This window comes from Paenibacillus sp. Paensp38, assembly GCF_059491915.1.
Window position 1 is genome coordinate 2201590 of record NZ_CP168516.1, and the last position, 17730, is coordinate 2219319.

The window sequence follows — 17730 nt, forward strand, 5'->3', positions numbered from 1 at the left end:
GAAACGTTTCCAAACGGAGGAATGCAAAGTTTCTTGATCATTTGTGCATACCCCATTCGTAAGGAGCGCCTAAACAACCGTCTTACCAAACGGACTGCATATCCCATATATCCAAGGATTTAACAAACGGTTCTCCATCTCCCCAAATCTCGAGTCCCAAAGCATCCATACGGCTCGGATATACCCGGGTTGTCAGGCTTTTCAATCCGCTTGCATAAGCTTCGACCATGGAGCGGTCCAAATAAATGTGAAGCTTCAGATTCTCCCCAAGCAGCTCCAACTTACCGCCTTGAATCCCTCCGCACTTTTCTCCAGGATGCAGGGTCGTTTTCGAGCGGTCGACCATGAGCAACGCTTGATTCCAATCATAATACAGCAGAGTTTCTTCCTCTCCGTCCGGCGTACAACGGACCTTGATTCCGAATTTTTTGGCGCTGCCGGGCTCCAATTCCAATTGAATCTCAAGCATGTCACCATGAACATTCCTAAGCTGCACATTAGTTTCAGCCAATGACTGGTCCCGAAGCGATAGCCGCTTAGGGCCACGCAGCGATTGAAGCTCCTGAATCGGCTCTATTCCCAGACGTCCGTCATCCCTCAAATACACGCTTAACGGCAAGCCTCCGTTATGAGCCCAACCCGACTTATATTCCATCTCGGAGGTCCGGTCGCCTTGGGCTATCGTAAAGACGATATTTCTGCCGGTCTTCGGATCAACCATTCCGCTCGGTCCGGTAAAATGGAAATCCCCGACATCAATCAATTGAGGCTCTTCTTGATCGGGGATGAACGAAAGATTTTGCTTGTCAAGTTGTCCGATCCAATAGAACACCTCGACATCCGCTCCCTTCCCCACAGGGCTGACAAGCAGCAGATGTTTGTTCACTCCCTGCTTGTCACTGCCAAGGGGAAGAAGCACAGGGAGCTCCCAGATGGGTCCAAGGTAAGGAAACTTCTGAATATCCGCTTTAAAAAACGGCCCTTTATACGTCCAATTCAGCATATCCTGTGACGCAAATGCCAGTGCTGCTCCACCTTCAATTCCGGACCCGACCAGAGCATACCAGCCGTCATCGTCCTTCCATACGAATGGATCTCGGAAATCCCCAAATGCGCCCATTCCCTTCTTCTGCACGATCAACGGCTCTGGATGTTTGACCCACTGAACCAGATCCGGGTTTCCGTCAAGGGTATAAGTGCTTCGGGCAAGCGCTACGCTCTGATTCGGAGAAGCGCTGTCATTACCTGCCGTAAAGAACAAGACAGGAAGTCCGTCAGCATCATAGGTTGCGCTTCCCGACCAGATCCCGTCCGGTGCGAGCTGATCCTTTTCGGGCGCCAGGGCCACGGGTAGATCACGCCAATGCACCAAATCCTGACTTACCCAATGTCCCCAATGGATCTGATGAAAGAACGGCCCCTGCGGGTTATGCTGATAGAACAAATGATATTGCCCGTCAAAATAGATCGGTGCATGAGGTTCGTTCATCCAATGGGCCGGCGGGCTAACATGATATTGCGGTCTGTGCCGATCAAGTAGCAGTGGCGTTCGGTCCAGCTTGATCTCGTCATAGTTTAATTGTGGCCGGATACCTTCATGAAAGGTATCCAGCACATGCCGATAAGAAGCGGCCACTTCTTCCGCGCTCAGCGCCCGATTATAAATCTTGAGTTCATCAATGATACCGCTAAACATGTGCAGGCTGAACACTTCCGCCAGCAGGCTGCTATGGTTATTCTTGCCGATAAGAAGATCCGTGTCCGCCGCCTCAGCCAGGCGGGAACCACGAGGCACGGCAGCTGAAGCGATTTCACTGCCGTTTAAATACAGCTTGATTTCCCCTTGGTTCCCATCGAACACAGCATTCACGTATGACCATTCATTCTTGGGCAGTTCATGGCCGTCCGGCGACCAAAGTTCCTTCCAGTCTCCTCCTTCCAGCCCGACTTGGAAGGACCAGGAACCGTGACGGAACATGCCGAGCAGATAACCCTGCTTGCGATCCAGGTTGTAGCGGTTCACGATGGCGGACAATTTGCCATCATCCCCCCATTCATAGGAGCGTGGGGCTACCCATACTCCTATGCTTAACGCTGATCGATACTCTGGCTCGGTGTTCTGATTTCCCTCATCGAACGAATGCGCAATGTAAGTCGAATAACCATCGAACAGAAGCCCATTTCCAATTACCCCCTGTCTCCACCGTGGAGGGCAAGGTTGAGTAAACTCCGCTTGGTTAAACACGTACTGGATATTATCCTGGACTTGGGATACGCTCTCCAGAGCGCTTGTACCGGTTCCTTCATTGAAGGCCCAATACATAATCAATCCCCGATTATCGGTTGCATGGCTCATACTTCAACCCTCCTGGATGTCTGCTCCGTTGGACCATTAGGAATATGAATGGAGTTAAGAGCATGCATATAAAACGAGTTCACTACAACTTCCCCTGATTTCGCACTTATCTCAATACGATCCATCGGAGCATCAGGGAATATTTGATCCGTCAGTGCAACCAAGCCCTCATTCGCGTACACTTCAACCGCGTTGCGATCCAGCCAGATATGCAGCTTGATCTTCCCATTCTCCGAAACCATTCTAGCACCGTGCTTGCACGCAAACGACGGGTGGAAATCACTCAGGCCCGATTTCGAGCGGTCGATGAATAGCCATTGGCGCACAGGGTCATAACCGATAATAGTCTCACTTTGCCCAGAGGACTTCATTTTAATATGAACCTCGTCTTCGGAACGAATGTCGATATCCGCTTCAATTTCAAGCAGAACATCATTCGTTTTTTGCGTAAACGGCACCTCTGGCGTAACCTTAACCTCATTCCAGCAGAGCGTTCCTTTCCGCAGCTGCTCTATTTCCCGAACAGGCATTTGGGTCAGAACTACGCCCTCGTCTCGACTGGTCAATGACAAGACGCGAGGCAGAGTCATTGTGCCTCTCCAGGCCCCGGTAGGCGTTTGGTTAGCATATTTCCAGTTGCTCATCCATCCGATGATCACACGCCGTCCGTCCTGCTCAGCTATATCCGACCAGGTGACCCCCGCATAATTGTCCCGGCCATAATCCAGCCACAGGATATGATCGGCCGGATGGTCATTAATGAACGTATTTCCGTCGAACTCTCCGATAAAGTATTGCGTGCGTGAGCCTTCTGGACAGTTGGGATTATCTCCGATGCTTATGATAAGTACCCATTTGGAATGTCCGCTGTCATCAACCGGCAATTCAAAGAGATCAGGGCATTCCCAAACTCCGTCATGCGAGCCTTCACTCTTTCCGAATTCGCCTGACAACGACCATTCACGCAAATTGTCGGAACGATAAAACCGAACGTGGTCTCCCGCGACAAGAGCCATAATCCAGGATGCACTTGGCGAATGCCAGAACACCTTGGGGTCCCGGAAGTCGACCAGATCATGCTCGTCGAGTATTGGGTTCTCCTCATATTTGTGCCAAGTTCGGCCTTTATCGCTGCTGTAAGCCAGGCTTTGCCGCTGGCGAGGTTGTTCGGTCTCCGGACAGCTGTCTGCATGAGTGAAGAGTGCGATCAATCCATGGGAACCATCGAACAGTCCGCTGCTATTATTCCAGTCAACCACACAGCAACCGGAGAAAATAGCGCCATGCTCATCCGGGAACAGAGCGATAGGCATATGCTCCCAATGAACCAGGTCTTGGCTTACCGCATGACCCCAGTGCATTGGTCCCCATTGGTTACTATAAGGATGGTGCTGATAAAACAGATGATAGACTCCCTCGTAATAGACTAATCCGTTGGGATCATTCAACCAATGGGAGTGAGGTGAAAAATGAAAACCCGGCCTAAATCTATCATCATCGTGCTGTTTATTTGTCTCGATTATCTGGGTAATTTCATCTGTCGTCGGCATAGATTGAAGAGCCCCTTTCCGTGTGGTTACTAATGCACCGCCGGCATTAGCAAAAGTTAGCATACCGATGATTTGCTGTTTGGTCAGCTGATTCAAATAAACACCGGCTTTCAGTATCTTATATAACAAGCAGCCCAGAAAAGCGTCGCCGGCTCCTGTCGTATCAGTGGCCTCTACTTGAAAACCCGGCACATATCCGTCATGATCAGCTAATCGGTAATAGCAGCCTTTTTCCGCTAAAGTTACGAAGATCCCGGCGATGCCGAATTGCTGTTGCAGCTCTAGCGAGCCTTTTTCCACATCAGTTGTACCCATTATAAAGTGGAGCTCATCTTCCGATATTTTCAGGATATCTGCATACTTCATGCCCCAAAGGATATTCTGTTTCGCTTCCTCTTTACTCTCCCATAAAGCAAACCGGATATTCGGATCGAATGAAAGCAGGACTCCTGCCTCTTTAGCCTTCACAACTGCCGCTCTTGTTGCCGTACGGGCCGGCTCATGGGTCATCGACAAAGAACCAAAGTGCAGTGCATGGCAGTTTTCAATCCTATCGAACGGGACATCCTGCGTGCGCAAGTATGTATCCGCTCCTGGTTTCCGGTAGAAGCTGAACGATCGGTCTCCGTTGTCATCCAGATGAACAAATGCCAGCGTTGTATTGGCTTCATCTGTAAACGTAAGCGCAGACACGTCGATGCCGCCGTTCATCAAGGTATCGTGCAGCAAGGAACCGAATTGATCATCCCCAACTTTGCTAATCAATGTCGCTCTAGCTCCTAAACGGGATAGAGCAGCTGCTACGTTAGCCGGAGCCCCTCCAGGATTGCATTCAAACTGCTCGTTGCCTCCCGTGGTACGACCTGATGGCGTAAAGTCTATCAATACTTCCCCAATGGTTATTACATCAAGCACAGTTTTCTCCCCACCTATCGTTTGATTATTTATTTTTTAAATTTGCATTATATCGATCCAACCCTTTTTGATAGATCTCCATTAATTCGTTCAGCCCCATCTTCTCGAGTGTCTTCACATAGCTGTCCCACTTTTCATCTACCTCGCCATCGACGATGAACTTGCCTCTTTGGGTATTTACATATTTAATAAGTTCTGGCTCAATCCGATTGATTTTATCTAGTTCATCCGGTTCAAAGAAGATGCTCGCATAGTTTTCCTTTTTCATATATGGAGTGTAATATTTCTCCAAATACTCAGCACGCTTCTGAGCTCGGGGTTCCATATCAACAACTTTTCCGAAGTCATCGAAAGTAATGACGCCCGGATTTCCTGTGCCTGGAGCCACTTTTTGACGGAATTCACCTGCGGAGACTCCCTTGGGAAGCGGCAGGTTCACCAATTTTCCTTTTTCGTCCTTCTTGAATACGACATCCAACGGACCCCAGTGAATTTGAGCCGCCATGTAAGGGTCATACTGTTGATCGATCCAACGCATCGTCATTGCCGGATAACGGTTCTCCTTTGTAATCACGAAGCTACCTCGTCCCGGACCGCCGCCGTTGTTGCGACCAATCATTTGATCTCCATTTGGGCCTTTAAGCGGGGGCAGCAGAGCATAATCCTTACTACGCTCCGGTCCGACAACTTCTTCGACTTCCCACCAAACGTAGGAGCCGAGCGTTTCATCTGGTGTTTTGCCTTTTGCTAAATACTGAGCGGCATCCTGGGTGAACGATTCAGGGTCAATCAGCCCCTGCTTATACCAGTTATCATGAATATATTTTAATGCTTCCTTATATTGAGGTTGCGTAGCGGTAAAGATCACTTTACCTTCGCGGACGATCCGATGTTCCAAATTATCCGGAAGACCGAAAGCTCCGAATATGCCAGCAATGTCACTACACCACTGCATGTGCATAAAGCTTAATGGGATTTCATCAGCCTTGCCATTGCCGTTCGGATCCTTCGTTTTAAAGGCAATCAAAGCCTGCGTGTATTCGTCCAGCGTTTGAGGTAATTTTAGGCCCAGTTTATCGAGCCAATTTTTATTGATGACGTGAAAGAAGGGGTTGGTATCGAGCTTATTCTCTTCCCACGACGGCAGCCCATAGATGTGACCGTCTGGCGCTGTGATGGCTAGTTTAATATCAGGCCGTCGATCGAGAAGCATCTTCAAATTAGGTGCATATTTATCAATTAAATTCTCCAGCGGAATAATGGTTCCGTCTTTACCGTAATTGATTAGATCGTAATCTGTGAATCCAGCTCCGTAAAAGGCATCTGGCAAATCTCCGCTGGCCAACAACAAATTTTTCTTCTCTGCAAAGTCAGTGTCTGGAATGTTTTCCCAATCAATTTTTACGTTTGTTTGTTTTTCCAGCCGCTTAAATATTTCCATTTTCGAGTAATCTGGCGCTAAAGCAGCTTTTGGGGATACCATCTTTAATGTCACCGCTTCTTTAACAATCGGAAGACCGGTTTTATTAAAATTTGCATCCTGATCTGGATTCACCGTCTGATTTTTTGACTCGCCTCCGCCTCCCGAACATCCGCTAAGAGCAAACATTCCAGCCAGCATTAGAATTCCAGCCCTTTTGAATAATTTCATCGTACATAACCTCCTTATGTCAGTCCACAAGCTGAGAACTTCCCTTGTCCTAGTTATTTACTTGTCTGAATGCTGAATTTAGGTATTCTGTTGCACATTCCCCCTTTCAGGCACCATGACAATGTTAGCCTTTGATCGAGCCGATCATCACGCCTTTAACAAAGTATTTTTGCAGGAAAGGATACAAAATCAGCAACGGTAGGCTGGATACCATGATGACACCATATTTGATAAGCTCTGTAACGCGCATCTTCGCTGCATAGGATTCCACGTCTATCATCATGCTCGAGTTGGCCTGATTCTGGACAAGAATGTTGCGAAGGACCAGTTGTAATGGATACTTGCTTTCATCGTTCAAGTAAATCAAAGCGTCAAAGAAACCATTCCAGAACCCGACAACATGATACAGTACCATTACGGCTATAACGGACTTAGACAAAGGTAATACGATGCTCCAAAAAAATCTGGTATTGGAACAACCATCAATGGAAGCGGCCTCCCACATTTCATCCGGGATGGTCGACTGAAAAAAAGTCCTTACGATAATGACATTGAACACACCTCCCGCTCCAGGAATAACAAGTGCCCAGATCGTATTCAGCATGTGAAGATCTTTAATCAGCAAATAGGTCGGGATCAACCCCCCACTAAAAAACATGGAAATCAGTAAAAACCACATTATTACCGACTTTCCTGCCAGTCCTTTACGAGCTAACGGGTAAGCTGCACATACGGTCACGGCAACTCCGATTAATGTTCCTAGACTCGCATATAAGATCGAATTGGCATATCCAATCCATATAGATGAATCGCTGAATATTCGCCCGTATCCATCCAGCGTAAAACCCTTTGGAAAGAACCATACTTCACCTGAGTAGATGAGATTGGGGTCACTGAGTGAAGCAATCAATACAAAATACAGCGGGAATAATACAAGCAACATAACTATGGTCAGCATGACGTAGTTGACGATGTCAAACCACATGTCTCCCTTGCTTTTTCTCTTTAATAATTGATTCAAAATGAACTCCCCCTTACCACAGGCTGGTTTCTGTCAATTTTTTTGCGATCCGGTTGACGGTGACTATCAGGATAATATTTACAACTGAATTAAACAGGCCAACTGCTGTAGAAAAGCTGTATTGTGCTTTTTGAATCCCGATTTCATAAACATAGGTCGGAATAATATTGGAGGTGGCATAATTCAAATCGTTCTGCATAAGGAAAGCCTTTTCAAAACCGATACCCATAATGTTACCGAGTGCGAGAATCAATAAGATGACGATCGTCGGCAAAATGCTTGGAATATCCACATGCATTACGCGCTTCCATTTGCTTGCTCCATCCATGATCGCGGCTTCATGCAATTCTGGATTGACCCCTGCCAGCGCAGCAAGGTAAATGATGGTAGCAAAACCTGTCTCTTGCCAAACCCCTGATAAAATATACAAAGGGCGGAACCACCCTTCGTCGGCCAAGAACATAATGGGGTCCCCTCCAAACCAAGTGATGATGTGATTCACAATTCCGCTGTTTGGAGACAGAAAAACATTAAGCATACCGACGAGCACTACGGTCGAAATAAAGTGTGGTGCATAAATTACAGTTTGTACAATTTTCTTGTATCTCTTGGCCAGCATCTGATTGAGCATAATCGCTATAATAATCGGAGCTGGGAAGCTAAATACAAGCGATAGAACACTGAGTGTAAGCGTATTAGTCATGATCGTCCAGAAGTTATAGGAATCGAAAAAATCAATAAAGTGCTTAAAGCCTACCCACTCGCTTCCCCAGATTCCCCGACTTGGTGAAAAATCCTTAAAAGCAATTTGTATTCCATACATTGGATAGTACTTAAATACGAGATAAATAATAATGATTGGCAGCAAAAACAGATATAGTTCATAGTCACGTTTGATCTGGTTCCATATTTTGCGATTTGGCTTGATCGTAGAATGATCCCACTCACTAGTTCTTGAATTCACCATTACACTCCCTTTCTTGTAAAAGAATATTTTCATTTTTGAAACGTTTCCAATTTATTAAAAGAAAAACGTCAGCCGGTGATCCATACCATAAATCCACCGAATGAGCTAAAGTTTTTCCAAAGTCAAAAACAACCTTGCCTAAGATAGCAGGAGACGATACATTTGCTGATCCAAACTTATTCCTTGGATCTTTTAACAGAGTAGTCTGATTGTCAAATGAAACGTTTCCAATTTATTATAAAAAAAAAGGCGAGTTTGCAGATCCAGACTGAGATCCAACTGAATGAGCTAATATTTATACAATAAAACTCATGTCGTTTCGCCTTGCCTGAAGATAACGGGGAGACGATACACTTGCTGATCTAAAGTTATACCATCCATCTTTTGATACAGTAGTCTGATTGTCAGACGTGCCATCTCCTCCACTGGCTGCCTAATTGTAGACAATATCGGATGAAAATAACGATGATCCTGAATGCCGTCATAACCGATGACCTTTACATCTTCTGGAACTCGAATACCCTGCCTACCTGCTCTTTCTATATATTTGGCGGCAAACATATCGGTAATAGCGAAAATGCCATCCACATCCCGATGCTTAGATAGAAATTCGCCAAAATAGGCTTCGTCGTCCACAATAGGATCTGGTTTCTCGTATACAACATGGTCTACACCCAATTTTTTCGCCTCATCAATGAAACCTTTTCTTCGATTCATGGTTTCACTAAAAATGGAAGTGACGCTTCCCATAAAAGCCGGTTTTTGGGCCCCTGCCTTAACAAGTTCCCTCAAAGCTAGACGGCCTCCCTCATAATTATCTGAGGTCACACAAGTGATTTTTTTGTTGAAATGTCTGTCAATACTTAGAATTGGAATGTCATTGCTTACGCTATTTTCTATATCATTGTAAGTAATGCCGACAATACCAGCCACTTTGTTTTGACGTAGCATATCCAGGTAATACAGTTCCTTTTCGGGCTTGCCGCCGCTATTACATAACATGAGCTTAAAGCCTTCCCGATCCAACTCATCCTCAATGTAATAAGCCAGTTCAGAAAAAAAAGGATGCCAGATACTTGGAAGCAGCAAGGCTACCATCTTGGATTTCCTCATTTTAAAATTTCGAGCGACTTCATTAGGAAAATAATTCAGTTCTTGTATAGCTTTCTCCACTTTCCTTCGTGTATCTGGTTTTACAGAGCCCGAGTTATTAATAACGCGGGACACCGTTCCCACAGCAACACCAGCTATCTTAGCTACATCTCTAATACTTGGCATTTAACCCCCCCATATCTCTTATGGGAATTATAATAGCACGAAGTTGGAAACGTTTCAATAATCTTTGAAGCGCTTTTTTTCTGACTTTCTTCATTACCTACTCCGCATATGAATTTGTGTCACCTGATTCAATCGAACCGCTGAGGAGTACCAACTCCATTCCGGCGGGACGGGGATCTTTTTGTCATCGATACTATTGAGTCAATCGACCCCCTAATCATTAACGTAGTGTTTGCGTGACCCTTCTTTTTTCTTTTAAGCTGCTTTAAAACAAGGCTGCCGAAATTTTCGGCAGCCTGTTACTATCTTCAAGACCCTATTTTCATTGATCGCTCCGGATCAACCGCCGAATTTGATACAAATCGCCCTCCATGCGGAATTCGCCTGGAGCCATTCCTGTATACTTTCGGAACACTTTGCCGAAATAATTCGCATTCGAGAAACCGGACTGTTCCGCCACCTGCTCCAATGTCAGATTTGCGGGCTCCAGCAGAAGAGCAGCCGCTCTTTCCAACCTCATACGAGTTAAATAGCGGCCGGGAGAGAGGCCAAGCTTGCGCTCAAACTCACGGGTGAGATGAAATTTAGAACATCCGGAGACCTCCGCCATGTCCTGAAGGCCAATGCTCCGATGCAGATTACTGTCAATGAAGGTCTTACAGCGTTCTACAACCGGAGGCAATGGGACGCTGCTGGCAAGAGTGACAAGATGACTCGCCAGTGACATGGCCAGTGAATAAGCAGCCCGTGAGCACTGATACATATCGCGGTAGCTGTTCTCAATAGCTTCCCGATAAGTCACCCACAGGAGATGCTCCAAATCGGTCCCCGGCTCAATCCGGAAAATGTAGCCGCTTATGTCCAGCCATTCCTGGAGGAGATGCAGCGCCAAGTGTGACAGTTCGAAGTAAAGCACTTCCCATCTGGGAGAATCAGAGGGGAGACGGTAGATATGGTCGCCCGGAACATCAGCCAGAAAAGCATCCCCCGGCTCGAGGGAATGTCTCCTCCCCCCCGTTTCAATCTCACCGCGACCATTCAATGTATATTGAAGCACACAATGGTCTCCGGTACGGTTCCGTCCATCCCAGATATAATCATGCGAAGTAATCAGCTCATATCCAGCACCTTTTAACAAGATATAGGGCATAGGTGTTATAAAGTGAAAAGATATCGAGGACTGCTTCTCTTTCCCGTTTCCCTCCCCATGATTCACAGCAATATTTCACCCTCCTCAATTTATAAAGTTACTCTTGTTTCGGTTCTTCTGCACCTTTACGCTAATGATGAAGACGAATTTTCTATAATCAGTTATTTCATACGCTTACTAAATTATAACACTAAAAGGAGCACGATTTCACTTATGGGCATTCATTACGATGAGAAACGCATGGTATTTCACCTGCAAACCCCCGGTTCCAGCTACTGCATTCAGATTGTTCGCGACGGCTACCTTGGGCATTTATACTGGGGACGACGAATCGCCATCTACCAGGATTCTGTACCTTTTGATTTTATCGATCGGGGCTTTTCGCCGAATCCTGACCCTGCTGACCGAAGGTTCTCCTTGGACAACCTTCCGCAGGAGTATCCGGGTTACGGGAACGGCGATTTTGGCATACCCGCCTATCAGGTCGGCCAGTCTAATGGATCTGAAATCTGTGATTTCCGTTACCAGACTCATCGGATATTCGCCGGCAAGCCAAAGCTTCCAGGTCTTCCTGCCACTTACATCGAGAGGGAGGACGAAGCGGATACGCTGGAGCTTGTGCTTGAAGATGCACTGACCGGTCTGCGTGCTACCTTAATTTATACTGTCTTTAACAAATACGACGCCATCGCTCGGTCGGTTCGTTTCGACCATACCGGCTCCGACAATCTGGTCCTTCTTCGCGCGCTCAGCGCCAGTATCGATTTCAGAGATGACGAGTATGACATGTTGACCTTCTACGGTACGCATACCAATGAACGAAATATTGCGCGGAGACCCCTTATGCCCGGCATCCAGAATGCGGAAAGCCGGCGAGGTGCCAGCAGTCCCCAGCAGAATCCGTTTCTGGCCCTGCTTCGTCCTGGCGCTGATGAAGACAATGGCGAGGTATACGCGCTCAATCTCGTTTACAGCGGAAACTTCATAGCCCAGGCCGAGGTTCAGCAGTACCGGACGACTCGGTTGTCGATCGGCATCAATCCGTTTGGCTTCTCCTGGCAGTTGGCTCCCGGAGAAAGCTTTCAAACGCCCGAGACCGTCATGGTATACTCTGCACAAGGCTTGGGCGGGATGTCCCGCGTCTTTAATAGGCTCTACCGCACGCGGCTCAGTCGCGGCAAATTTCGTGACGCCGAACGGCCGATTCTAATTAATAACTGGGAGGCCACCTACTTTGACTTTAACGCCGACAAGATCGAAGCGATCGCCCGCGAAGGGAAAGAACTTGGTATGGAGCTCTTTGTCCTGGACGACGGTTGGTTCGGCAAGCGGGACAATGATTTGAGTTCCCTGGGCGACTGGACCGTTGACCGTCGCAAGCTTCCGGAGGGGCTGGACAATCTGGCCCGGCGGATAACCGGAATGGGCATGCAGTTCGGTCTGTGGTTCGAACCGGAGATGGTCTCACCGGACAGCGAACTCTACCGGCGCCATCCCGACTGGTGTCTTCATGTGACAGATCGTCCCCACACGGTGGGGCGAAATCAGCTTGTTCTCGATCTGTCGCGGCGGGATGTATGCGACTATATTGTTGGAGCGCTGTCCGATGTTCTGTCTTCCGCACCGATTACTTATGTCAAATGGGACATGAACCGCCATTTGACGGAGATCGGCTCTGCCCTGCTTCCGGCGGAGCGCCAGCGCGAAACGGGACACCGGTATATCCTCGGTCTGTACAGGGTATTGGACGAGCTCACTTCCGTCTTTCCGGATGTACTGTTCGAGAGCTGTTCCAGCGGAGGAGGGCGCTATGATCCCGGCATGCTCTATTACATGCCGCAAACGTGGACAAGCGACAATACCGATGCGATCAGTCGGCTAAAAATCCAGTACGGCAACAGTATGGTCTATCCGGCTGTGTCTATGGGCGCTCATGTTTCGGGTGTACCGAATCATCAAGTCAACCGGGTTACTCCTCTTGACACCCGAGGACATGTCGCGATGTCGGGAAACCTTGGCTACGAACTCGATCTTACCAAGATGTCGCCGCAGGAAAAGATAGCGATCAAGTCCCAAGTTGCGCTATATAAAGCAATTCGCCCCCTTATCCAATTCGGAGAATTTTATCGCATTTTAAGTCCGTTCGAGGGCAACGAGGTGGCCTGGGCCTTTGTTTCTGATGACCAGAGCGAAGCTGTACTTGCTTTCTTCCGAGTGCTGAGCCAGCCGGGTGAAAGGGTGCCTATTCTGAAATGCAAAGGATTGAATTCGCGTTACCTGTACCGCCATCACGAAACTGGAAAGATATACGGAGGTGACGAGCTGATGTACGCCGGTTTGACACTTCCAAGAATAAAAGGGGATTTTATCAGCCTGTTCTGGCGGTTTAGTAAGATCGACGAGCAATGAATGTATCAAAGCAAAAAAATTAGAAGTCCAACAGAAAGCAGGGCCTGAAATCATGAGATTTCAGGCCCTGCTCGCTATGCCCCTTCGCCGTGGTTATATTATTTTGAGAAGCAAAAATCAACTGGCAAATGTGCTGTAACAGCTTGCCGGTTCTCCGATAAATCCAAGCTACACCATCATTTTAAGTGAACACGAAGCAGTGGGGACACCGTCTACCACCCCAGCGCCTTCCATCGTCTCCACCGGTTTCACCATTTCCTGGTCGTCCGGGACCAACACTGGTGTGATCACCGGAAAGCCCGCCTGCTCGATTTCGGAAATATCAAATTCCAGCAGCTGTCCTTTCTTGATTTTGTCACCGGTCTGAACTCGTAGAGTAAACCCTCTTCCCATTTGTAAAGATCAATGGAGCGATAGAGCATGGCTCAGCCGGTAAGATTGGAACGTTGCGCTCCAAACGGCATAAAAGCAATCTTTCTGTTTCCATACTTTGGGGTCGCGACAATGATCGGTATACCCGGACGGAGGTCCGCTTATAACCGGGGAGGAGAACTTGTGTATACGTCCATCTCTCTCCATTTGAGCCATACACTGATAAGGCACTCGCTCCCAACTCTTATCATGTGTATTGCCGGTGTACCTGAGGTACAATCGCCCATTGTGTTCGATTGCACTGCCCGAGTATACTCCATGACTGTCAAAATCCCGGTCCGGTTTTAACGCCACTCCCCGGTTCGTCCAGTGAACGAGATCCCGAGAGCTGGTATGATACCAATATTTGAGACCATGCACAGTACCGAGAGGAAAACATTGATAGAACAAATGATACTCTTCATGAAAAAAAGCAAATCCATTCGGGTCGTTCAGCAACCCTGTCTCAGGCTGGATATGATACCCCTGGCGCCAGGGGCACCTTGCCACTCTGGCGGCCAGACCGGAGATTTCCTCCGTATTGGTATCTTCTAATCTTCTGTATCTCTCTTCTTTTGTCCACTCCACAGCAACCTCCTTACTGCAAAATAGTTCCAAGCATGCTTAAACTTACGGTCGATCCGCTGCTTCGCTTGAAGTCTCCCCTGAGGCTGACGCATTTTTCCGCTTGCCCCAGAGCAGGGTGATGAGAAACGTAACCAGAAAGCTGATGCCCATGCCGATACAGAAATCAGCGATGGACTGTGGACGGATTGCGATAATACCGGGTAGCGCCGCCGGTCCCATTGAAATGGACAGCACATGTGCGTAAGCAATATAGGCGGAAGCCAGGCCGGAACCGATCATCGCAGCAATGAACGGGTAGCGAAGCTTCAGGTTGATTCCGAACATTGCAGGTTCGGTAATACCGAGCAGCGCGGATATGCCGGCAGCTGAGGCGATACTCTTCGTCTTGCTGTTGCGTGTGATGAGAAAGACGGCCAGCGTAGCCGCGCCCTGAGCGATATTCGCCATCGAGGCAATCGGAAGCAAGAAGGATCCGCCCGTCTTAGCAACGTCCGACAATAGTTGGGTATCCACAGCGAGGAAACTGTGATGCATTCCCGTTATGGCAATCGAAGAATAGAAAAAACCGAAAATACCTCCTCCAATGAAACCCGTCGTATCATAGAGCCAGAAGAGACCATCTGTCAGTCCGTTGCCCGCGGCGCGAAGGACCGGTCCAACAACAGCAAAGGTCAAGAGGCCGGTAACGAGGACAGACAGCAAGGGAGTCAACAGATTATCAAGATAAGATGGAATTACCTTTCGCAAATTTTTCTCGATTACCGATAAAATATAGGATACGGCCAGTACTGGCAGAACCGTTCCCTGATAGCCAACCTTTTCGATTGAGAAACCGAACAGTTGCCAGGTGGGTACTGTCCCATCTACAAGTGCCTGGCCGTAGCTGTAACCATTAAGCAGATCGGGATGAACCATAATCATGGCCAGCGCCGCACCCAAATAAGGATTTCCACCAAACTTGCGAGTGGCCGAGAAGCCGATCAGGATGGGAAGGAAAACAAAAGGAGCGTTGGCGAATAAATTAATAATGCTTGCCCAATCGGCAATACCAGGGTACATTTCGACCAGAGACCTGGGACCAAACAGATTGCTGGCAGTCAGAACATTGTTGATCCCCATTAATAGACCCCCGGCAACAATCGCCGGAATGATCGGAACAAAAATGTCGGAAAGTGCTTTCACAAGTCGTTGAAGCGGATTCATTTTAGCTGCTCCTGCCGTCTTTACATCGCCGGTGGACATTTCTCCGAGACCCGTAAGTTTGGCGAACTCGCCATACACGTTATTTACAATCCCGGCTCCAAGGATAATTTGATATTGCCCTGCTATAGAAAAAGTCCCTTTAACAACGTCCATTTGATCAAGCGCTTTTTGATCAAGCAAAGATTCATCTTCAAGAACGAGCCGCAATCGCGTCGCACAATGAGCAGCTGCCGTTATGTTTTCCTTACCTCCCAGGGCATCCAGGATGTCAGCTGCAACTTGCTTGTAATCCATATTTCTCTCCTCCTAATATTATGAAACCGGTTCCAATTTAATTAAAAAAAATGTTCGTTACCGACATTGGCCGGTAATTTTTGTTCGAAAACAACTGCCCCCCCTATTACTTTCTCCGAAGAAGGTTATTGCCCCACTTCACCACTTCTCGCTCCCTTCAATAAGCCCCTTTTGACCACCCGTAGGATTGGATGGACATACAACCCTTGCCATAGGAAAAAAATTGCTCAATTCAAAATGTTTGTTTTATATTAAATTTTGTAAGGGGGCTGTTATTTGATAATAAAACACTATCCATGTCATCCCCAATGGTAAGTTAATGCGATGGCAGGGTAAAAAATTGCCCCTTCATTAACACAAAAATCCACCGCAGAAAATAAAGGGTCGTTGCTGCTTCCAGCCCGGTTTTCCTACACTCTGACCTGAACAGACTGAAACACGAGGATTATTTGCTAAATCCATAAGAGTGCTTGCCTGCCAATCGTCAGGAAAGAATTTAAGCATCTCTTGGCAGAACAATGTGGGTTCTTACGATATTCAGGAATCGGTTTATTGAATACTTAAAGCCTCCGTTTCGTCTCCGGTGAGTCCTTCGTCTTCATCATCTACCATCGTCTCTACCCAATTAATGTCTGCAAAAGCTATCTTCATGTACTCCATCAGTACGCGCTGAGCATTGAATCCTACCTCATCAATCATAGATTCCTTAGTAAAGTTTTCTGCAACTAACCAATCAAAAAACATAATATAGTCATGGCAATAGTTCAGAAGCACTGATAAACCTCCCCACCTATAAGTTCATCACTTTGGTCGTTTGATCAATGATGAAACTGAAATCGCCTCTTGCAAGTGGTGAATTATATATTATTATACAATTTTATCTATGTATTCCATAAAAGAATTCTCCTTGGACGCAAACCATCATTCTGAATCCATTACTATAGAAAAAAGCCGCCATTAAGGGCGACTTTCTACATCCTATGTTCTGTCCTCCAAGAGCTTCAATCTTAATTTGATCGCCCACCATCAATAAAGGTTGTTTTTCAATCTGGGCACATTAATGTTCTCTAGGTGATAACGGGTTGCAAATGAATGTCTCAGAGAATGCACGGATAAAGCTGGTTTTCCAAAAGCTGAAGCATATTTTTCAATCAGTTTCTCATTGGTTAAGCAGAGATGCTCTTCATGAACAGCTATTATTGTCATCAGAAATTTTCGTCCATATCGAAATAGAAATCAGGTTCTCTCCCGTTTCCGGTAACTGTTTCTGGAACGGTACTGCTGCGGAGATCTTGCCGGATAACGTGCGGGAAAAGAAAACATATGGACCAGATGGGTAAACGGTATGGAAGCGAACAGAAGAAACGCCAGGATGATGTGAAGCTGAAACACGAAAGGAACCATGTGCATCAACCCGTATTGCGGATTAAAGGTGAACAGGCTGCGAAACCAAGGCCCGATGGTCGTACGGTATTCATAGGCCACCACAGTCGTATTATACACGATGGTCATATAGGTACCGATGGCTGCGATGATCAGGACTAAAATCACTGCAAAATAATCACCAAAACCCGCATGGGCCCTTACCCGACGGTTAAGGATTTTGCGCATAAGCAGAAGAACCAGACCGATGACGACCATCAGACCGGCAAAGCCGCCCCCCGCGATCGCAAATATATGATAGGTCTCATCGGATATGCCGAAGAAATGATAAACACTGCGCGGGATCAACACACCCATGATATGGCCAACAAACGCGAAAATGATCCCGTAATGGAACACAGTCGAACCGATTCTGAGCCATCTTTTTTCAAAAATCTCCGTGGAAGGCGCCGTCCAGCTGACCTGACGAAAAGCAAACCGATAGAGCAAGCCAAAGATCATCACCGTCAAGGTGAGATAGGGAAACACGACCCACCAAAAGATACCAGTCATCA

General features: G+C 47.2%; 13 protein-coding genes and 2 pseudogenes. 1 reads left to right on the forward strand and 14 read right to left on the reverse strand.

Annotated features, from left to right (window positions below):
• Positions 1-82 precede the first annotated feature (82 nt).
• From ACEN8J_RS09920 to ACEN8J_RS09950, 7 genes are all read right to left on the reverse strand, one after another.
• Positions 83-2356, reverse strand: coding sequence for a GH32 C-terminal domain-containing protein (locus tag ACEN8J_RS09920; RefSeq protein WP_241113510.1), 2274 nt, complete (start codon positions 2354-2356; stop codon positions 83-85).
• Positions 2353-4821: a PfkB family carbohydrate kinase gene (locus tag ACEN8J_RS09925; RefSeq protein WP_029515272.1), complete on the reverse strand. Its 2469-nt coding sequence runs from the start codon at positions 4819-4821 to the stop codon at positions 2353-2355. Before ACEN8J_RS09925 ends, ACEN8J_RS09920 begins: the two co-directional genes overlap by 4 nt.
• 25 nt (positions 4822-4846) lie before the next feature.
• Positions 4847-6472, reverse strand: coding sequence for an ABC transporter substrate-binding protein (locus tag ACEN8J_RS09930; protein ID WP_029515274.1), 1626 nt, complete (start codon positions 6470-6472; stop codon positions 4847-4849).
• 124 nt (positions 6473-6596) lie between these two features.
• The gene (locus ACEN8J_RS09935; RefSeq protein ID WP_029515275.1) at positions 6597-7493 is read right to left on the reverse strand and encodes a carbohydrate ABC transporter permease; all 897 of its coding nucleotides are present in this window, start codon (positions 7491-7493) and stop codon (positions 6597-6599) included.
• 13 nt (positions 7494-7506) lie between these two features.
• Positions 7507-8460, reverse strand: coding sequence for an ABC transporter permease (locus ACEN8J_RS09940; protein ID WP_340932231.1), 954 nt, complete (start codon positions 8458-8460; stop codon positions 7507-7509).
• 309 nt (positions 8461-8769) lie between these two features.
• Positions 8770-9738, reverse strand: a complete 969-nt coding sequence (locus ACEN8J_RS09945; RefSeq protein WP_495594455.1) for a LacI family DNA-binding transcriptional regulator — start codon at positions 9736-9738, stop codon at positions 8770-8772.
• A gap of 322 nt (positions 9739-10060) precedes the next feature.
• Entirely contained in the window at positions 10061-10954 is an 894-nt protein-coding gene (locus ACEN8J_RS09950) for a helix-turn-helix transcriptional regulator (RefSeq protein WP_165150659.1), read from the reverse strand.
• Positions 10955-11101: 147 nt separating this feature from the next.
• Here ACEN8J_RS09950 and ACEN8J_RS09955 point away from each other — a divergent pair, with 147 nt between their 5' ends.
• Positions 11102-13297, forward strand: a complete 2196-nt coding sequence (locus ACEN8J_RS09955) for an alpha-galactosidase (RefSeq protein WP_318628297.1) — start codon at positions 11102-11104, stop codon at positions 13295-13297.
• Between the two features lie 168 nt (positions 13298-13465).
• On the opposite strand, the gene ACEN8J_RS09960 is transcribed toward ACEN8J_RS09955, so the two are convergent.
• From ACEN8J_RS09960 to narI, 7 genes and pseudogenes are all read right to left on the reverse strand, one after another.
• A complete protein-coding gene (locus ACEN8J_RS09960) occupies positions 13466-13588 on the reverse strand; it encodes a hypothetical protein (RefSeq protein WP_412178876.1) in 123 nt (40 codons plus the stop codon).
• Positions 13589-13612: 24 nt separating this feature from the next.
• Positions 13613-13690, reverse strand: a pseudogene (locus ACEN8J_RS09965) (PTS sugar transporter subunit IIA); the annotation flags it as partial.
• A 9-nt stretch (positions 13691-13699) separates the two neighbouring features.
• Positions 13700-14296, reverse strand: coding sequence for a sucrose-6-phosphate hydrolase (locus tag ACEN8J_RS09970; protein ID WP_318628299.1), 597 nt, complete (start codon positions 14294-14296; stop codon positions 13700-13702).
• Positions 14297-14338: 42 nt separating this feature from the next.
• On the reverse strand, positions 14339-15793 hold the full coding sequence (locus ACEN8J_RS09975; RefSeq protein WP_209950298.1) for a sucrose-specific PTS transporter subunit IIBC: 1455 nt from the start codon (positions 15791-15793) through the stop codon (positions 14339-14341).
• Between the two features lie 549 nt (positions 15794-16342).
• Positions 16343-16567, reverse strand: a complete 225-nt coding sequence (locus ACEN8J_RS09980; protein ID WP_029515287.1) for a hypothetical protein — start codon at positions 16565-16567, stop codon at positions 16343-16345.
• Positions 16568-16825: 258 nt separating this feature from the next.
• Positions 16826-16954, reverse strand: a pseudogene (locus tag ACEN8J_RS09985) (tyrosine recombinase XerS); the annotation flags it as partial.
• A gap of 75 nt (positions 16955-17029) precedes the next feature.
• A complete protein-coding gene (narI, locus tag ACEN8J_RS09990; RefSeq protein ID WP_069011446.1) occupies positions 17030-17728 on the reverse strand; it encodes a respiratory nitrate reductase subunit gamma in 699 nt (232 codons plus the stop codon).
• Positions 17729-17730: the final 2 nt, after the last annotated feature.

Bases quoted from the DNA above. Each gene is read 5' to 3' on its own strand.
- ACEN8J_RS09920 (WP_241113510.1), bottom strand. From the start codon at position 2,356: ATGAGCCATGCAACCGATAATCGGGGATTGATTATGTATTGGGCCTTC.
- ACEN8J_RS09930 (WP_029515274.1), bottom strand. From the start codon at position 6,472: ATGAAATTATTCAAAAGGGCTGGAATTCTAATGCTGGCTGGAATGTTT.
- ACEN8J_RS09940 (WP_340932231.1), bottom strand. From the start codon at position 8,460: ATGGTGAATTCAAGAACTAGTGAGTGGGATCATTCTACGATCAAGCCA.
- ACEN8J_RS09945 (WP_495594455.1), bottom strand. From the start codon at position 9,738: ATGCCAAGTATTAGAGATGTAGCTAAGATAGCTGGTGTTGCTGTGGGA.
- ACEN8J_RS09955 (WP_318628297.1), top strand. From the start codon at position 11,102: ATGGGCATTCATTACGATGAGAAACGCATGGTATTTCACCTGCAAACC.
- ACEN8J_RS09975 (WP_209950298.1), bottom strand. From the start codon at position 15,793: ATGGATTACAAGCAAGTTGCAGCTGACATCCTGGATGCCCTGGGAGGT.
- narI (WP_069011446.1), bottom strand. From the start codon at position 17,728: ATGACTGGTATCTTTTGGTGGGTCGTGTTTCCCTATCTCACCTTGACG.